This is a genomic window from Saccharopolyspora sp. CA-218241 (genome assembly GCF_050954615.1).
Taxonomy (GTDB): Bacteria; Actinomycetota; Actinomycetes; order Mycobacteriales; family Pseudonocardiaceae; genus Saccharopolyspora; species Saccharopolyspora cebuensis.
Genome location: NZ_CP191860.1, coordinates 2,572,446 through 2,590,507, shown reverse-complemented (window position 1 = coordinate 2,590,507; position 18,062 = coordinate 2,572,446). Strand labels below are relative to the sequence as shown.

14 protein-coding genes and 1 pseudogene are annotated in these 18,062 nt (G+C 73.2%); 4 read left to right on the top strand and 11 right to left on the bottom strand.

Features of this window, described 5'->3' with window-relative positions:
* Positions 1-478: 478 nt before the first annotated feature.
* Positions 479-1,359 (bottom strand): annotated as a pseudogene (locus ACQP0T_RS12450) (manganese catalase family protein).
* Positions 1,360-2,509: 1,150 nt separating this feature from the next.
* Between ACQP0T_RS12450 and ACQP0T_RS12445 the strand changes: the two are divergent.
* Entirely contained in the window at positions 2,510-3,634 is a 1,125-nt protein-coding gene (locus ACQP0T_RS12445) for an aromatic acid exporter family protein (RefSeq protein WP_433873146.1), read from the top strand.
* Between the two features lie 309 nt (positions 3,635-3,943).
* Here ACQP0T_RS12445 and ACQP0T_RS12440 read toward each other — a convergent pair whose 3' ends face one another.
* Positions 3,944-5,830, bottom strand: a complete 1,887-nt coding sequence (locus tag ACQP0T_RS12440; RefSeq protein ID WP_433873144.1) for a heavy metal translocating P-type ATPase — start codon at positions 5,828-5,830, stop codon at positions 3,944-3,946.
* A 172-nt stretch (positions 5,831-6,002) separates the two neighbouring features.
* Here ACQP0T_RS12440 and ACQP0T_RS12435 point away from each other — a divergent pair, with 172 nt between their 5' ends.
* The 3 genes from ACQP0T_RS12435 to ACQP0T_RS12425 all read left to right on the top strand — a co-directional run bounded on the left by ACQP0T_RS12435 (position 6,003) and on the right by ACQP0T_RS12425 (position 8,152).
* Positions 6,003-6,365, top strand: a complete 363-nt coding sequence (locus tag ACQP0T_RS12435) for an ArsR/SmtB family transcription factor (protein WP_433873142.1) — start codon at positions 6,003-6,005, stop codon at positions 6,363-6,365.
* A gap of 159 nt (positions 6,366-6,524) precedes the next feature.
* On the top strand, positions 6,525-7,337 hold the full coding sequence (locus ACQP0T_RS12430; RefSeq protein WP_433873141.1) for a class I SAM-dependent methyltransferase: 813 nt from the start codon (positions 6,525-6,527) through the stop codon (positions 7,335-7,337).
* Positions 7,338-7,582: 245 nt separating this feature from the next.
* Entirely contained in the window at positions 7,583-8,152 is a 570-nt protein-coding gene (locus tag ACQP0T_RS12425; RefSeq protein ID WP_433873140.1) for a flavoprotein, read from the top strand.
* A 13-nt stretch (positions 8,153-8,165) separates the two neighbouring features.
* Here the strand turns inward: ACQP0T_RS12425 and ACQP0T_RS12420 are convergent, their stop codons facing one another.
* The 9 genes from ACQP0T_RS12420 to ACQP0T_RS12380 are packed head-to-tail and all read right to left on the bottom strand — an operon-like array spanning position 8,166 to position 18,053.
* Positions 8,166-9,809, bottom strand: a complete 1,644-nt coding sequence (locus tag ACQP0T_RS12420; protein WP_433873138.1) for an ABC transporter substrate-binding protein — start codon at positions 9,807-9,809, stop codon at positions 8,166-8,168.
* Entirely contained in the window at positions 9,806-11,524 is a 1,719-nt protein-coding gene (locus ACQP0T_RS12415; RefSeq protein ID WP_433873136.1) for an ABC transporter ATP-binding protein, read from the bottom strand. Before ACQP0T_RS12415 ends, ACQP0T_RS12420 begins: the two co-directional genes overlap by 4 nt.
* Positions 11,521-12,315: an ABC transporter permease gene (locus ACQP0T_RS12410; RefSeq protein WP_433873134.1), complete on the bottom strand. Its 795-nt coding sequence runs from the start codon at positions 12,313-12,315 to the stop codon at positions 11,521-11,523. Before ACQP0T_RS12410 ends, ACQP0T_RS12415 begins: the two co-directional genes overlap by 4 nt.
* Positions 12,312-13,310 carry an ABC transporter permease gene (locus ACQP0T_RS12405; RefSeq protein WP_433873132.1) on the bottom strand — a complete coding sequence of 333 codons (999 nt, stop codon included), beginning with the start codon at positions 13,308-13,310 and terminating at the stop codon, positions 12,312-12,314. Before ACQP0T_RS12405 ends, ACQP0T_RS12410 begins: the two co-directional genes overlap by 4 nt.
* The gene (locus ACQP0T_RS12400; protein WP_433873130.1) at positions 13,307-14,752 is read right to left on the bottom strand and encodes an amidase family protein; all 1,446 of its coding nucleotides are present in this window, start codon (positions 14,750-14,752) and stop codon (positions 13,307-13,309) included. Before ACQP0T_RS12400 ends, ACQP0T_RS12405 begins: the two co-directional genes overlap by 4 nt.
* Positions 14,749-15,771, bottom strand: a complete 1,023-nt coding sequence (locus ACQP0T_RS12395; RefSeq protein WP_433873128.1) for a methyltransferase — start codon at positions 15,769-15,771, stop codon at positions 14,749-14,751. Before ACQP0T_RS12395 ends, ACQP0T_RS12400 begins: the two co-directional genes overlap by 4 nt.
* Entirely contained in the window at positions 15,768-16,670 is a 903-nt protein-coding gene (locus tag ACQP0T_RS12390; protein ID WP_433873127.1) for an NAD(P)/FAD-dependent oxidoreductase, read from the bottom strand. The genes ACQP0T_RS12395 and ACQP0T_RS12390 overlap by 4 nt, the downstream gene beginning before the upstream one ends.
* Positions 16,671-16,698: 28 nt before the next feature.
* Entirely contained in the window at positions 16,699-17,169 is a 471-nt protein-coding gene (locus tag ACQP0T_RS12385) for a group II truncated hemoglobin (protein WP_433873126.1), read from the bottom strand.
* Entirely contained in the window at positions 17,166-18,053 is an 888-nt protein-coding gene (locus ACQP0T_RS12380) for a GNAT family N-acetyltransferase (protein WP_433873125.1), read from the bottom strand. Before ACQP0T_RS12380 ends, ACQP0T_RS12385 begins: the two co-directional genes overlap by 4 nt.
* Positions 18,054-18,062: the final 9 nt, after the last annotated feature.

Genomic DNA, 18,062 nt, shown 5'->3' with positions numbered 1-18,062 from the left:
GAACCACTGCGCCCGACGCCGGCACGGGTGCCCTCATCGTGCGCCCACCAATGCGGCACGGTGCCCATCCGCGTGACGGGACGCACTGCCGAAGTGCTCAAGCACCGTTCGCAGTCGTGCCTGCACGCGACCTTGCTCGTCCTCCTCGCGCCACCGGTTCCGTGATCGCGGGCAGCGGACTCGGCAATCGTGGTTCCGCGCACGGACCGGGTGGAGTGCGGTGCGGGTGCCTCCGCCGGGTCGCTCCCCTCGGTGTGCAGCTCGTGCCCTGCCGCGCGCGTGTCCGGCGAGGTGATCGCCAGGCACCGGTCGGGGACGTAGCAGTGCGGCGCGGCACCCGAGGGGTGCGGCGGATCCGATTGCACGGGCGTACCTCCGATCGCATCGTCGAATGCGAGGAGCCCCGTGCGCGCGGTGCACGCGCACGGGGCAGGAATGCGGGAGGCGCTGCACGCGCCTCCCCGATGGACCGAGGCGGTCATTCCTTCTTGAGCTTGTCCTGCGCCGTCCCGGCCGCCTTCTCCATCGCGTTGGGCAGTTCCGTGGTGCCGTAGAACCGGGAATCCGGGTGCGTGGGCGAGGGCATCGGGGCGGTGGTGGTCGTGCCGTCGTGGTAGCTGAACTCGCCCTTGCCGTCGGGGGCCGGGCCGGACGCCCACGGGCCCTCGGACGCCTTCCCGCCGTCGCTGAAGTTCAGGTACTGGTAGGCCACGTCGCGGTGCTCGTTGGCCAGCGGGAAGTTGCTGGGCACCGGCAGCTCCTCGGCGCCCTGCTCCCGGAGCTCGGCCGCCGCGGCCAGCCACTGGTTCTGGTGCATCGTGTCCCGGGCCAGCAGGAACGACAGCATGTCCCGCACGCCCTTGTCATCGGTCATGTGGTAGAGCCGGGCGACCTGGGTGCGGCCCTGCATCTCGGCGTTGGCGTTGGAGGTGAAGTCCGCCAGCAGGTTGCCGCTGGCGGTGATGTAGGCGCCCTGCCAGGGATTGCCCATGCTGTCGACCGGGCGGGCGCCCGCACCGGCCACGATCGCCTGCTGCACGTCGGTACCGCCGACCACCGCCGCCACGGTCGGGTCCGCCTGCACCGCTTCCTCGGTGATCCCCAGCGGCGACTTCTCCAGCAACTGCGCGATCATCGTGGCCAGCATCTCCACGTGGCCGAACTCCTCGGCACCGATGCCGAACACCAGGTCGCGGTACTTGCCCGGCACGTGCATGTTCCACGCCTGGAACATGTACTGCATCGCCACCGTGATCTCGCCGTACTGGCCCCCAGCACCTCTTGCAACTTGCGGGCGTACACGGCATCGGGCTGTTCCGGCTCCGCCTTGAACTGCAACTCCTGCCGGTGGAAGAACATCAGACCTCCTGGAATGGCGACTGGGTGCCGTGAAGGGTGGCCGTGCCGGGACCGGACGCACGCGGCACCACCGCTTCGAGCAGCCGTCCCGCCGCGCACGGCAGAGCGTAGGACCGCACCGGCAACACCGCATGATCAGCGAGCCCGCCTCCGGTCCGGGGAACAGGCACCGACACCCGCACGGTCCGAGCGGCGCTGGGCGGGCGGCCCTCCCGTCCCGCCGGTCGAGCCGGCATGGACATTCCCTCCTCGGTGGCCGTTCGAAGGCGTTCGAGCACCACGGCCGCTCCGGGATTCCCCTCGGCACGCCGTTCAAACCCGCGCGCCAATTCGGCTGGCGACGACCGCCTGCGCGGCTCGCCTTAGATCCCGGCGTGTCCGATGTCCGCGACTCGGCATGCCGCGGAAGCCAAGCGGAAAGGCTCCGGGATCCGGTCCCGCGCAGGACCGACGCGCCGGTGTTGGCCGCACCGCTCGCTCGAATGTCCGGCGCTGGTGGAGCAGTTCGTCCAGTGGGTCCTCGATGCGCGCGATGTCTTCGGAATCCACCTGGAACAGCCAGCGCTGGGCACCCATCAGCAACATGGCCTGGAACACGAGCTGGAGCCATTCCGATTGCCAGTTCTCGAAGGTGGCGGAGAAGAAACCGGTACAAGAAAGCAGCCCACTCGAACGGCTGACCGTGCTGCGCTTGGGTGTCGGCGAACTCGACCAGGGAGGCTGTCCGGCCTGCGCGACATCGCTGCCCTACCCCTTCGTCGTCGCGAGCGGTGCGGTCGGACAGCGCCACCCGTCCACGCAGGACGTGCCACCCGGCCCTGCGCGAGCGGCCCCGCAGCAGGACGCCGCTCGGGCGCCTCCCGCAGCTACCCGGTACGGCGGCACGGCAACCGGCCGGACCGAGCGAGCCGCCATGCGGCGCCTCCCAGCGGGCGGGCCTCGGACTGGAACCGCAGCACCGCCCGGACCACCGGGCGTGTCCTCACGCCTGTGTCCCGGCGCGGCCACGACGCGTGAACCCGTGCCTGTTCGGGTAGCGCAGGTTGGCGTCATGGTCTTGGTGGTGCCTTCTCGCGAGGGGTGTCGGATGGGTGTGGAAGGTCAGAACCGGGGCTCGCAGGACGGCGTGGGCACGGGGCGAGCAGGACGCATGCTGCGTGGTGGTATGACCCTCTTCGGGCGTTTTCACGGTTACGCCGATACCGGGCTGCTGGTGGTCAAGAGCGCGGTGGCGGCCACGGTGTCGTGGTGGATCGCCGCGGAGTTGCTGCAGGCGCAGGCGGCGTCGTTCGCGCCGTTCTCGGCGCTGCTGATGGTGTACATGACGGTGTCGAGATCGGTGCACCACTCGGTGCGGTACGTGATCGCGATGGTCGGGGGCATCATCCTGGCCGGGGCCCTCACCACACTGCTGGGCGAGGGCATGCTCACCTTCCCGCTGATCGTGCTCGTCGCCCTGCTCATCGGGCAGTGGCGGCGGCTGGGCAGCCACGGTTGGCAGGTGGCGGTGGCGGTGATGTTCGCCTACCAGTACTTCGCCCAGGCCACCGACTGGCGCGCGAGCTGGATCCAGCTCGGGGTGCTGTGCGGGCTCGTGGTGCTCGGTGCGGTCATCGGGGTGGTCACCAACCTCGTGCTCGTGCCGCCGTTGCGCTACCAGCCGGCCGAGGACAACGTCCGGTCGCTGAGCCGGTCGGTGACCGACTGCCTCGCCGAGTTCGCCGACGCCGTGAACGAAGGCCTGCCGCCCCGGGACCGGGCGCAGGAACTGTGGGAGCGCACCCAGGAGCTGTCCCGCCTCGCGACGCAAGCGCGGCTGAGCGTGGACGACGCCGCCGAGTCCCAGCAGTACAACCCGCGCAGGCTGCTGGCCCGGGCGCCGTCGTTCACGGGGCACTACTTCACGGTCAACGCGCTCGCCCGGGTGGTCAACGACCTGCAGTCGGTCGCCCGCGCGCTGGACACCGACGACGAGGCCGACGCGGCCTCGCAGCAGCAGTGGCTGGGTTCCTACGGCGAGCTGCTGTCCTCGGTGGCCGAGGTGTGCCGCCTGCTGGGCGAGGTGCACTCCGCGGCCGACCTCGGCGAAGACGGCGAACTGGCCGAGCGCCTCGACCGGACCCAGCGGTGCTGCCAGGAACTCGGCAACCGCCTGGAACGGGAAGGACTCGACTCACCGGACCGCTGGCCGACCTTCCAAAGCCTGTCCACCGACGCCCACCGCCTCGTCGACGACCTCGCCAGCGCCCGCGACGAACTAGCCCAGCTGACCTGACAGCAGCCCTGGTGGGCAGCCGGGCCGCACGGGGCCGCCGCGCCCACCGGCCCGGGGGCGCGTGGCCCTCCGCCCCTCGACCACCACCCCAGCCCGCGTCGCACATCGCGCAACCGTCGGCCTCGACGATCGGGAAGCGCAATGCTCGGTGGCACGATCAGCATGCGCAGGAGCGGGATCGGATCCCGGCTTGTCACCGCAGCTGCTCCATGAGCCAGCCAGCGCGCACGGGGTCGGGACGGCCGCGCACACTCGCCAGCACGGCCGCCCGGTCGCCCTCCGCCCGGTTCGACCGCGGCGAACGTGCCCTCAGCGCGGCGCCTTCTGGAGCGCTCGTTCCCAGGCCGATCGGCGGAGCAGCCGCAACCCGTTGAGCGCGACCAGGATCGTGGAGCCCTCGTGCCCGGCCACCCCCAGCGGCATCGGCAAAGTCCCCACCAGATCCCACACCACGAGCACGGCGATCATCGTGCCCGCGAGTGCGAGGTTCGCCTGGACCACCCGCCGTGCTCTCCGGGACAGGGCGATGGCTGCGGGAAGTGCGGCGAGATCGTCGCGCACGACGACGACGTCGGCGGCCTGCACGGTCATCCCGGATCCGGTGCCTCCCATGGCGATCCCGGTGTGCGCGGCGGCCAGGGCCGGTGCGTCGTTGATGCCGTCGCCGACGGCCGCGACGCGCTGCCCCCGGTCCTGCATCTCCCGCACGGCGGCGATCTTGTGCTCCGGCAGCAGGTCCGCCCGGACATCGGTGATGCCCACGCTCGCGGCGACCCCGCCGGCCGCGGCGGCGTTGTCGCCGGTGAGCAGCACCGGAGTCCGCCCGGTCAACCGCGTGAGCGCGTCGGTCGCCGATGCGGATTCGTCCCTGATCTGATCTCCGATGCCCAGGACCGCGACCGCCCGGCCGTCGAGCAGCACGACCACGGCGGTCAATCCGCCGCCCTGGAATTCCTCGACGGCTGCCGCGTCCTCGGCGCCGAGCAACGCGGGCGAGCCGACGCGGACGTGGACACCCTCGACGTGCGCGGACACGCCCCGGCCCGGCTGGGCGGCGAAATCCTCCGCACTGGGCAGTGCGAATCCGCGCTCCCGCGCCGCGCGCACGATCGCCACCCCCAGCGGGTGCTCACTCGGGAACTCCGCCGCGGCGGCCACGCGCAGCACCTCGTCGCCGGTCATCTCCACGCCGGGCACCACGCGGATCTCGGCGAGCCTCGGCACGCCCCGGGTGAGGGTTCCGGTCTTGTCGAAGCAAACCTGCGTCGTGGTGCCGAGCTGTTCCATGACGACGGCGGACTTCACGAGCACGCCGTGCCGCCCGGCGTTGGCGATTGCCGCGAGCAGCGGCGGCATCGTGGCCAGCACCACCGCGCACGGCGAAGCGACGATCATGAAGGTCATCGCCCGCAGCAACGCGCTCTCCAGGTCTTCACCCCACAGCAGCGGCACGGTGAAGACCGCGATCGTGGCGATCACCATGCCGATGGAATAGCGCTGCTCGACCTTCTCGATGAACAGCTGCGTACGGGCCTTGGTCCGGGTGGCCTGCTCGACCAGAGCGGCGATGCGTGCCACGACCGTTTCCCCGGCAGGACGCATCACCCGCACTCGCAGCGCCCCGGTGCCGTTGACGGTTCCCGCGAACACCTCGTCGCCTGCGGTGCGGTCCACCGGCAGGGGTTCACCCGTGATCGTCGCTTGATCGACCTCGCTCGCCCCGGACACGACCACGCCATCGGCGGTGAGCCGCTCGCCCGGGCGGACCAGCACGACATCACCGACCGCGAGCTCACCTGCCGCTACGACCTCCTCCACGTCGCCCGGACCGAGCCGGGTGGCCGTGTCCGGGGCCAGATCCAGCAGCCCGCGGACCGAATCCTCCGTACGAGCGGTGGCCAGCGCCTCCAGCGCTCCGGAGGTCGCGAAGATCACGATGAGCAGCGCGCCTTCCACGACCTGCCCCAGAGCCACCGCCGCGACGGCGGCGACCACCATCAGCAGGTCGACGTCCAACGTCTTGTCCTTGAGCGCCCGCAACCCGGCCAGCCCCGGCTCCCACCCGCCGGCCGCGCAGCACGCCAGGTACAGCGCCCACCACAGCCACGCGGGCCCACCGGCCCACTGCGCCACCAGCCCCGCCAGGAACAGCACCAGCGCGGCCGAGGCCCACCGCACCTCCGCCAAGGCGAACAACCGCGTCCTCCCCGACGACACGTCGGGGCCCGGCCGCACGGTCGGCTCTGCAGAGGCGGACGACGCCGCCGGCGGAGAAACCACTGGACACCTCCACGGGTTCGAGTCGAAGCACGACCATAGCAGAACGAATGAATACGTCTTCATGCATAGGTGGGGCTAGACTGCTGCCATGGGACACGGCGCGCAGGAACAGGACCGGCCGACCGCACGGCTGGACGCCGACGCCGCCGCACACGTCGCGACGACCCTGCAGGCGCTGGCGACCCCGAGCCGATTGCTGATCCTCACCGAGCTGCGGCACGGTCCGCGACAGGTGACCCCGCTCGCCGAAGCGGTCGGCATGGAGCAGTCAGCGGTCTCCCACCAGCTCCGACTCCTCCGCAACCTCGGCTTGGTCGTGGGCACCCGCTCCGGGCGCCACATCGTCTACAGCCTCTACGACAACCACGTCGCCCAGCTCCTGGACGAGGCGATCTACCACAGCGAACACCTCCGCCTCGGCGTGGCCGACCGCCCTACCGGTAGCCGCTGAGGCCGTCGGCGAGCTCCTTCCCCGCCGGCTGTCGCGCCGGACGCAGAGGGCGCGCCGGAGCCGCGAAGGCGCCCCGCCGCCGGTAGGCGTCCGCCGCGGCTCGGCACCACGGCGGCTGAGCTATCGACAACGATTATCAGTACGGTCTAGTGTGGTCGCGTGACCCGACATGAGGATGCGCGGCCCCGAGAAGCGTTCGCCGCGGCGGATTTCGCGGCGTTGGGCGAACACCTGTGGGATCCGATCGGCGCGGACACCACGGCGGCGGCCGACCCCCGCCCGGGGCAGCGGGTGCTCGACGCGTGCTGCGGTACCGGCGCCTCGGCCCTGCCCGCCGCCCGTCTGGTGGGCGCCGAGGGGGTGGTCGACGCCGTGGACGTGTCGGCGTCGATGGTCGACGAACTGCGCAGGCGCGCCACCGGGCTGCCGCAGCTGCGCACCCATCGCGCGGACGTCACGACGTGGGACGGCACCGGGTACGACGTCGTGCAATCGGCGCTGGGCATCTTCTTCTTCCCCGACATGGCGGCGGGCACCCGGCGGCTGATCGGCATGACCCGTCCCGGCGGGCGCGTGGTGTTCACCATCTGGCGCGCGGGTGCGATGGCGGCCGCGGGCGAGCAGCTCGGCCGCGCCGTCGCGGACCTCACGGCGAGCACCCCCCGCGCGCGGGAGCCCCACCTGTTCGATCGGATCAACCGGCCGGCCCCCTTCGCGGCATGGCTCGCCGGGCTGGGCATGTCCGAGGTGGACGTGGCGATGCGCGAGCACTCGCTGCCCATGACCCCGGAACTCGCGTGGCTTGTCGTGCTCGGCTCGGGCTTCCGCGGAGCGCTGACCGGACTCGACCCGGAGGACGTCGCGCTGGTGCGCGATCGCTACCTCGGGCACCTGCGCGCCGAGGGGATCGACGACCTGGACGCCACCACCCTCATCGCGACCGGCACGGCACCGCGGACCACCCAGCCCTGAGCCAGGCGCCCCGGCCGAGTGCTCCGCGCGGCGCTGGAGCTCGGGGACACGACTTCGTCCGCGCGCCGGCGGGCTCGTGCACGCCGGGCAGTCCGGTGCGCCTGGCCGGACCTCCATCCGCGAGCGACGCTCATCAGCGGCGAAAGAATCGTCCCGAGATATCGGGACAAACGCATGGTCGAATGCGGATCCGTCAATTCGAATAATCTCTTGACCTCCATCGATGCGGTTTCAATAATGACGAGGTGAGCAATTTCGCGACTCCAGAAACACGATTTCTCATCGGTGCGACCGGTTCGATCGCGGTGACCCGGCTGCCGGAGTACCTCGGTGCGTTGCGAACCGCGTTCGGCGGCTCCTACACCGTGCTCATGACCCACACCGCGACGAATTTCCTATCGCCGCACGCGGTGGGTCTGTCGGCGGAACGGGTGATCGCCCGGGAAGCGCCGGAGGACTGGCCGACCGACAAGCCGTCCCGGCTGGCCGCCGACCACGACATCGTCCTGGTGCTGCCCGCCACGGCGAACGTCCTGTCCGCCGCCGCGGCAGGCGCGGCACCGAACCGGCTGACGACGGTGCTGCTGGCGACCGAACGCCCGGTGCTGTTCTTCCCGCACATGGGAACCGCGATGTGGCGCAATCCAGCGGTCCGGCGCAACGTTGCTCAGCTCAGGGAGGACGGCCGAATCGTCGTCGACCCGGTCGAGCATGCGGACCGGGACGTCGTGACCGGGGTGGTCGCGACGCACCCGGCGCTGCGCGAGCCGGACGGCGTCGTCACCGCCGTCCGCCCCGCGCTCGCCGCGTCCTGAGCGCTGAGCGGGCTCAGCCGGCGCCTCCGACGAAGGAACGCTTGTCGGCGACCGACGGGACCAGGCCCGCGATGCCGCCCGTCGGGAACACCCAGCCGTCGAACTCGGTGGTGGACACCACCGTGGTGAGCGGCGGATGCACCAGCGGCAGCATCGGCAGCTCGGCGGCGGCGATCTCCTGGATCCGCGCCGCAGTCCGGACCCGCTCCGCCTGGTCGAGCTGGGCGCGTTGGGCGACCACGAGGTGGTCCATCTCGGGGTTCCGGTACCCCTGGGCCCGCTGCAACGCCTGGGACTCCGACGAGTACAGCTTGCCGAGGCCGTCGGGCTGCTCGTCGGTGTTGGTCCCGCCGAAAGTCGTCATCGAGAGCTGCAACCGGCCTTCGCTGACCCGCTGCTGGAACGCGGGGAGGTCGACGACGACCGGGGTGACGCGGATGCCGACGGCGGCGAGGTCCGCACCCACGAGCTCGACCGGCCCGAGCGGCTGGGCTCGGCTGACCAGGAGCTCGTACTCCATGGGTTTCCCGTCGGCGTCCCGACGGGTGCCGTCCGGGCCACGGCGGTAACCGGCCGCGTCCAGCTCGGAGTCTGCGGCGGCCCGGTCGAACTCGATCTCCGGGACGGCGGCGCGGTACGGATTGCTCGGCGGCAACGGGCTGGTGGCGGCGACCAGGCCGGCTCCCTCGAAGACCCGCTGGTTGATCGAATCCCGGTCGATCGCGCGGGCGCAGGCGCGCCGGAAGCGCGGATCGGCGAACGCCCCGCCGGCAGCGAGGTTCCAGTACAGCGCGGTGAGCGTGTGACCGGGAGCCTCGACGATCCGAAACTCCGGGCGGTCCCGGAACGGGGCCAGCGCGCTCGGCCGCAGCCCGGTACCGGGGCCGACACCGCCCGCGGCATCGACCTCCCCGGCGAGCAGGGCCGCGAGCTCGTCGTCGACCGGGCGATGCTCGATCCGCCGGACCGCCGGGGTGCCCGCGAAGTGGCCGTCGACGGCCTCGTACAGGGCGGCACCGGTGCTGTCGGCCGGGGAAACAGCCCGGTACGGGCCGGTGCCGACCAGCACCTCGGGCCGCCGCTCACCGGCCGGGTCCGTGATCGGCTCCCACACGTGACGCGGCACCACGAACATGCCGGCCGCCACGTTGAACTGCTCGAAGGTCCAGTCCGGGCGCCGCAGCACGACCCGCACCGAGTGCGGTCCGAGCCCCTCCACCCGCTCGATGTTCGCCATGTTCGGCCTGTTGATGACCGAGGGCGGCAGCACCGCGCCGAATCGGCGCTGGTGCTCGAAGGTGAACACCACGTCGTCCGCGGTGAACGGTCGGCCATCATGCCAGGTGACGCCCTCGCGCAGGCCGATGGTGTAGGTGCGGCCATCCGCCGCTCGGTCGAACGTCGTCGCCAGCCACGGGATGTACGCACCGCTCGGGTCCTTCCAGAGCAACGAGTCGTACAGGTAGGACGCTTGCAGGAGACCGACACCGCCGCGGTAGGCGAACGGGGAGGGGAAGCCGACGTTCGGGGCGGGCAGGCGCAGCGTTGCGGCGCCCCGGCCGGTGGCGGGGCCACTCGCCCGGCAGGCGCTCAGCGCGAGCCCGCCGAGCAGGGCGCCGGTGCCGGCCAGGACGGTTCTGCGGGAGATGCGGTTCACGGTGTCGTTCCTCCGGATTCGTGCCTGTCGGGTTCCGCGCTCGCCCCGGCGCGGTCGGAGAGGGCCGATGAGGCGGCGATCAGCCGGCGCGCGGTCCGGCTCGCCGGTGCGGTGCAGATGCGTTCGGCGGAGCCCTGCTCGACGAGGCGGCCGTCGTCGAGGACCAGGACGCGGTCGCAGACTTTGCGGAGCAGTGCGAGGTCGTGCGAAACGAGGAGGAGCCCGAGGCCGGACTCCACCTGTCGTTCCCGCAGCACCAGGATCATGCGGGCCTGCTCGGACGGATCGAGCAGGCTGGTGGGCTCGTCGGCGACGAGCAGTTCCGGCCCGGCCAGCATGGCGCGGGCGACCGACAGCCGTTGCAGCTGCCCGCCCGAGAGCCGGTGCGCGATCGTGTCCAGCAGCGCCCGAGATGCTGGCAACCCGACCGCGGTGAGGGCGGCGGTGAGATCGCCGTCCTCGCCGAGCACGTCGAGCGGCTCCCGCAGCACCTCGCGGACCGTCATCCGGGGCGAGACGGAATCGCGCGGATCCTGTGCGACGAGCTGGATGCGGGGGCGGTCCGCCCGTCCGAGCGGCAACGCCGTGCCGCGCAGCGCGACTCGCCCCGCCGCCGCCGGGTGCGCCCCGGCGATGACCCTGGCCAGGGTCGTCTTCCCGCTGCCGGAGGGACCGGTGAGCCCGACCGCCTCGCCGCTGCGCAACGCGAACGACACCGCGTCGACGGCGGTGCGGGCAGCGCGCCCGCGGCCGTGCACGGCCGACGCCTCGGTGACTTCCAGCAGCGTGCGCCGACCGCCCAGGTGGCAGGCGACCTGCCGTTCGCCGGGCAGCACCACGCCCGGGACCGGCTGGGCGCAGATCTCTTCGGCTTGGGCGCACCGGGGCCGGAACGCGCAACCCGGCGGCAGCGCCCGCGGGTCCGGCGGGACGCCGCGCACGGGGCGCAGGTCGCGGGTCGTCGACATCGTCGGGTAGGCGGCGATCAATGCCGCCGCGTAGGGATGGGCGGGGTCCCGCAGCACGTCGGCGGTCGGGCCGTGCTCGGCGACCGCACCGGCGTAGAGCACCACGGTGCGCCCGCCCAACCGGGCCGCGGCCCCGAGATCGTGCGTGATCACCAGCAGCGCGGTGCCCCGATCCGCCGACAGCGATGCGAGCTGCTCGGTCAACGCTGCCGCCGCGACCGGATCCAAGCCCGCGGTCGGCTCGTCGAGCACCAGCAGGTCCGGGTCCAGCGCGAGCGACCCGGCGAGCGCGGCGCGGCGGCGCTGCCCGCCCGACACCTCGTGCGGGTACCGGTGGAGCAGCGACGGGTCGAGTCCGCACTCCCGGGCCAGCTCCTCGGCGCGGTCCCGGGCCCGGCGACGGCCGAGCCCCCGGCGGACCCGCAGCGGCTCCCCGATGGAGTCCCCGAGAGTGCGGAGCGGGTGCATCGGAGCACCTGCCAAGGCGACCGCGACGACCTCGCCGCGCAGCGGTCGCGCCACCTCCTCGGAGGCGCCGACGAGCTCGGTGGCGCCGAGCCGGACGCTGCCGGTCGCCTCCGGCACCAAGCCGGCCATGCAGCGGGCGAGCGTGGACTTGCCCGCCCCGCTCTCCCCCAGCACGACCAGCGTGCCGCCTCGGTCGAGGTCGAGGTCGACGCCGCGCAGTGCGGATACACCACCGTCGAGGTGCACCGACAGATCGCGGACCCGCAGCAGGCCGGTCATCGGTCCGCCCCCGCCGGTCCGGTGGCGAGCAACGCGAACGCCACCGAGGTCACCGCAACGGCCAGCCCCGTGGGCAACACCCACCAGGTCCACGCACCGGTGAGCAGCACACCGGGCTCGCCGAGGGCGCGGTGGAGGTCCAGTCCCCAGCTCACCGCAGTCGGGTCACCGAGGCCGAGGAACGCCAGGCCCGCTTCCATCAACACCGCTCCGCTCGCGACGAGCATCGCCTCGGCGGCGAGCAGCGGTGCCACCGCGGGCAGCAGGTGCCGACGGGCCAGGTGCAGCGGACCGGCGCCGAAGCCGCGTCCGACGTCGACGTACCCGGCGCGGCGCAACACCCGCACCCGCCCGCGCAGCACCCGGGCCATCGGAGCCCACGCCAGCAGGCCGATCAACACCGGCACGGTGACTCGGCCCGGTCCGGCGAGCACCGCGACCAGCACGATCAACGGCAACCGGGGCACCGCCAGCGCGATGTCGACCACCCGGTCGGCGATCGCACCCGCGACCCCGGTGGCCAGCCCGGCCACCACTCCCGCGCTGACGCCCAGCGCGGTCGCGACGCCTGCCGCCAACCCGGCGGCAGGCAGCGACCACCGCGCCCCCCACAGCAGTCTGGAGACGACATCGTGGCCGAGGGCGTCGGTCCCCAGCAGGTGCGAGGCCGACGGTCCGGCCAGCGACGGACCGGCCGGGGCGTCCGGGGCGAACGGCGCGAGCAACGGCGCGGCGAGCGCGACGAGGCAGAGCAGGACGAGCACGATGCCGCCCGCTCGGGCCGCGGTCACCGCCGAACCCTCGGGTCGAGGCACCGGTGCACCAGGTCCGCGAGCCGTCCGGTGACCAGCACGCCGACGGTGAGCAGCACGAAGCAGCCTTGCAGGACCGGATAATCGCGGTAGTTGATCGCTTCGGACATCAGCAGCCCGACGCCCGCGTACCGGAAGACGGTCTCGACCAGCACGGTGGCGGTGACGGCCGTGCCCAGCGCCACCCCCCACGCCGCGATGACCGGCGGCAGCGCGGTGCGGGCCGCATAGCGGCGCCGCAGCACCCGCCACGGCAGCCCGGCCGCGCGTCCCGCGAGCAGATGGTCGGAGCCGAGTTCACCGACCATCGCGGCTCGCATGAGCAGGAACTGCGCGGCGGCGAACGGCAGCCCCAGCGTGAACGCGGGCAGCGCCAAGTGCGCGGCGATGTCCGAGAGGTGGCCGATCGGCCCCGGATCGGCGAATCGGGTGCTGGTGCCCGATAGCGGGAACCAGCCCAGCCACACCGCGAAGACCGCGATCAAGGCGCTCCCGGTGACGAACACCGGCACGGCGCGCACCGCCGCGGCGACCACGACGAATGCGGTATCGAGCCGGCTCCCGCGACGCCAGCCCGCGACCGCGCCGAGCAGGACGCCGACGAGCCCGCCGAGGAGCAGGGCCGTCCCGACGAGGAGCGCGGTCCAGGGCAGCCGCTCGGCCAGCAGCCCGGTCACCGGGACGCCATCGCGGATCGACACGCCCCAGTCCCCGGTGACCAGCCCGGCCAGGTAATGACCGAACTGCTCGACCGGAGGCCGGTCGAGGCCGTAGTAGGCGGCCAGCGCGGCCCGCAGCCGCTCGTCCGCGACCAGGTCCGGCGACCCGGCAGCGAACAACGCGTCCACCGGGTCGCCGGGCATGGCGCGGGGCAGCGCGAAGTTCAGCGTCAGCAGTCCGGCGAACGCGGCGGCGTCCACCGCGAGCACGCCCACCGCGACCCGTGCCCGCCGCCGCACCGAAGAGGTGGTCACCGGCCCTCCGCCGTCGTACCGGGGACGTGGAGCACCCGCTCCACCAGCGCGGCGATTCCCAGCAGCCGGTCCTCATCGCCCGCGGCCCCGATCAGCTGCCCGCCCAGCGGCAATCCACGCGCGGTCCGGCCCACCGGTAGGGCCACCGAAGGCAGTCCGAGCGCGGTGGCCGGCGCGGCCCAGTCCAGCAACCGGCGGTAGGGCTCGGGGCGGCCGTCGGTGTCGATCGTCCGGCGGGCCGGCGGGCGGTCGGTGTCGTGCGGGATCGCCGCGACCGGTGCGGCGGGGACCAGCAACGCGTCCCAACTGCCGAGCAACGCGGAGACGTCGTCGCGCAGCCCGGCCAGCACGGCCGCCGCGGCGACGCGGTCGACCTCGGGTGCCGTGGAGTGCACGATGGCGGCGTCGCCACCGTACCGGGAAGCACCGTCGGCGACGGCCCGCGACGCGGCGTCCCGCCGTGCCCGCATCCGCTGCGCGGCCTCTTCCGGCATCCCCTGGGCGAGCAGCGGGAACAGCAACGCGAAATAGGCGTCGAGCAGCACGTCGCCGGGGACCGGAGGAGGCACCACCTCGACGTGGTGCCCGGCGTCGGCCACGGCCGCGGCAGCGGCGTGCAAGGCCGCGACCACCTCGGCGCCGCTGAGCAGGTGCGGATCATCGCACCACAGCCCCAGCCGCAGCGGGCGGTCGGCCGGTGCTTCCGGTCGCGGCCGGGTGCCTGCCAGCACCGACCACAGCAGCCGCAGGTCCGCGGCGGTGCGGGCCATCGGCCCGACCACCGGCAGGTCCGCACCGGGGTGTCCGGCCGGCGGGTCCGGCGGAATTTGCCCGCCCGAGGGCAGTCTCCTCGGCCCGGGTTTGAGGGCCAGGACCCCGCAGAACGCCGCCGGGGTCCGCAACGAACCGCCGAGATCGCTGCCGATCTCCAGCGGCGTGAAGCCGGCGGCCAGCGCGGCCGCTGCTCCACCGGACGATCCGCCGGGGCTCAGCGCCGGGTCCATCGGATGCGTGGTGCGGCCGTACACCGCGTTGTAGGTCTGGACGTCGCCCAGCATCGGCGGCACGTTGGTCTTGCCCCACACCACCGCACCGGCCGAACGCACCGCGGCGACGACGGCCGCGTCCGCGCACCGCGGCGACCGCCCCGCCAACTCCGGTGAACCGCACACCGCGGGCAGGCCCTCGACGTCGAAGCAGTCCTTCACCGTCATCGGCAGTCCGGCGAGCCGGCCGAGCTCCGCGCCGCGGGCGCGGGCGTCGTCGATCCGGGCGGCCTCGGCGCGAGCCCGCTCCCGGTCTTCGGCGACGACCGCGCCCAGCACCTGGTCCACCGCATCGCGGCGGGCCAGGTGGGCGTCGAGGAGTTCGACCGCACCGAGCCGACCCGCCGCGAGTTCGGCGAGCTGCGCCGTCGCGGACAGCGAGGTCGGGTCCGTCACCGCACCGTTCCCCGTTCGTCAGCAACCGCGAACGCACGCACCTCGTAGGTCACCCCGAACGGGCCGCGCGGGCACGGCACCGCACCGGCCGGCTCCAGGCCGACCACCGCGGTCAGCTCGGCGAGATCGTCGTCGGTGCGCTCCCGACCGCCGAGCAGGACCAGCATCTTCAGGTCCAGGTGGGTGGCCCAACCGGAGTCCTCCGGGCGCCCCTCGACGACGAGCACGCGCGCACCCGGCGCGGCCGCGTCGGCGACCGCGCGCAGGATCGCCGTCGCGTGCTCGTCGTCCCAGTTGTGCAGCACGGACGCGAGCACGTAGTGGTCGGCTCCGACCGGCAGCGGGTCGGTCAGGAAGTCCCCGGCCACGCGCGCCACCCGGTCACCGAGCGGCGCGAGCACCGGCTCGGCGGCGGCGAGGGTGTCCTGCTGCTCGAACAGCGTCCCGCGCAGGTGCGGGTGCGCCTGCAGCAGCGCGGCCAGCAGATCACCCCGACCGCCTCCGACGTCGACCACGTGCGTCGCCTCGGACCAGTCGTACTCGGCGAGCATCCCGCCGTAGTCGACGGCGTCCGCGCTCATCAACCGGTCGAACGACGCCTGCAAATCCGGTGTGCCTGCGAAGTCGGCGTACAGCGGGCGGCCGTGCACCTGCTCGTGCGCGGGCCGACCGCTGCGCACGACGCCCGGCAGCCGCGCCCACACCTCGTCCATCCGGCCCGCCGCCCCGGACATGTCCAGCCAGTCCGCCATCCGCGACGGGTGCCCCGCACGAAGCGTTTCCCCCGCCTCGGTGAGCGCGTACCGGGCCGGTGCCGTTTCGGCGAGCACGCCGCGGGCGGTGAGGTGCCGCAGCAACCGCAGCATCGCGCCCGGATCGGCGCCGGTCGCGGCGGCCAGCCCGGTCGCGTCGTCGACGCCCGTGCCGATCAGGTCCGGCACGCCGAGGGTGACGGCGGTCCGCAGCGCCCACGGGGTGCTCAGGTCGGCCATCGCGAACACCTGCGCGCCCGGGTTCATCCGCGTTCCTCCACCGCGTTGGCGACGTCTTCCATCACCAGCTCGGTGTTGATCGCGAACGCCGCAGCGGACCCGTTCCCGGCGGCGGTGACGACCTGCGCCCGCGGGTCCACGACGTTGCCGACGGCCCACACGCCCGGCACCGAGGTCTTCCCCGTGCGGTCCACCGACACCCAACCGTGCTCGCTCTCGGCGCCCAACGCGGTGAGCAGGGCGTCGTTGGGCACCATCCGCGGGAACACGAACACCGCCCGCCGGTCGATGCTGCGACCCCCGTCGAGCGCGACGCCGGTGAGCACGTCGTCGGTGACCACGATCCGCTCCACCGCCCCCTCGACGACCTCGATATCGCGGGCGGCGAGCTGAGCGGCCTCCTCCTCGGAGGTGGGGCGGGTGTGCGGCAGGTACACCAGGTCCGCCGACCACTGCCGCAGCAGCAAGGCGTGGTGCACGGCACCGGGACTCGTGCCGAGGACCGCCAGCGGCTGGTCCCGGACCTCCCAGGCGTGGCAGTAGGGGCAGTGCAGCAGGTCGCGACCCCATCGCTCGGCCACGCCGGGGAGGTCGGGCAGCTCGTCGCGCAGCCCGGTGGCGACCACCACCCGCCGCGCGTGCAGCGGAGCACCGCCTGCGCGGTGCACGACCAGTCCCGGCTCCAGCTCCTCCACCCGGTCGTCGATCAGGTCGACGCCGTAGCCGGCCAGCTCGGCCCGGCCGGCACCGAGCAGCTCGGCCGGAGCGACGCCGTCCCGGCTCAGGAAACCCTGCACGTGCTCCGACGGAGCGTTGCGCGGCTCACCGGTGTCGAGCACGGCGACGCGACGCCGCGATCGGGCCAGCACGAGCGCGGCGTTCAGGCCGCCGGCGCCTCCGCCGACCACCACCACGTCGTAGGTCATCTCGGAACTCCTCCTCGTCGGATCGGGGTCAGTCGGTACCGGGCGGGGTCTCGCCCCAGCCCCAGTGCGGGGTCGTGGTGCGGCGCGTGAGCGTCGCACCGGGTTGGGAATTGGCCATCGCGCGGCGCGAGCCCCACTCGACGTACGAGGCGAACGCGGCGCGGAACTCCGCGTCGTCGGGCAGGCCCGCCTCGTCGGCGGCGGCCAGCATGAGCGCCACCCACCGGGCGCGCTGCTCGGGCTTGATGCCCTTGCCGACGTGGTGGGCGCGCATCACCGCGAACCCGCCGCGCTCCTCGGTGTAGGCGGACGGGCCGCCGAACACCTCGCCGAACCACAGCGCCACGTGGTGCGGATGGTCCTCGGACATGCGCGCGAACAGCGGCGCGAGCAGCGGATCGCGGAGCACCTCCCGGTAGAAGACCTCCATCAGCCGTTCGAACGCGGGCGCCCCGCCGGCCCACTCGTACAAGGTGGGCGGGGTCCCGGCGGCGCTCACCCGAGCTCCAACGAGCCGATGGCGTACACCGCGTCACCGCGGTGCGTCGGTGGAGTGCCGCGGTACATCCGGACCACCCGGAACTCCTCGGTGAGACCGCGCCCGGCGAACAGCTCGGCCGCGGCGGGCTGGACGTCGGGGGCGAACGCGGACACCTCGCCGCCACCCGGGACGTGCTCGACGAGCGCGTCGAACAGGGCCGCGGCGGTGCCGGGGGTGTCGGCCGACAGCGGGCCGATCCGCCACCTCGTCGGCGCCGGCCGGAGCACGCCGAACCCGGTGATCCGGTCACCTTCGCGGACGGCGAGTGCGACGTGCCCCGGCGCGGTCAGCCACCGGGTCAGGAACGCGGGCCGGCGAGCCGGGAAGACTCCGCCGTCGTAGTCGATGACGGCGTCGCGGAACGCCTCGGTGACCGGCTCAGGGGCCGGGCCGGACACCGCCGGGCCGGCGGTGCCGGTGACCACGCCGACCCAGTGCAGGGTGTCGTGGGCGGGCCCCGAACCGTCCTTGGAGTAGTTGCGCACCTGGACCGGCATCGCGTCGCCTGCGGTGACCCTGCTCCCGGAGTGGGGGCTCGCGACCTTGCACACACCGCGGCCGTAGCCCCGACCGCGCAACGCCGGGTCGACCAGGTAGTGGCCCCACACCGCGTAGTGCTCGGAATAGTTGACCAGCGACACCGCCGAAACCGGGCGCCCGTCGACCTCCCCGATGAAGAATCCGTCCGGATCGGTCGGCAGGAAGCAGGCCGAGTCCTGGAAGCCGATGTTCCAGCCCTCGCCGTCGCCCCATTCGTTGACCGTGACCCAGTCCTGCGCGGTCGCGCTGCGCACCGTGAAACCGGTGAGGTCGTAGCGACCCCGCCGTGCTGCGGACACCATCGTTGTCCT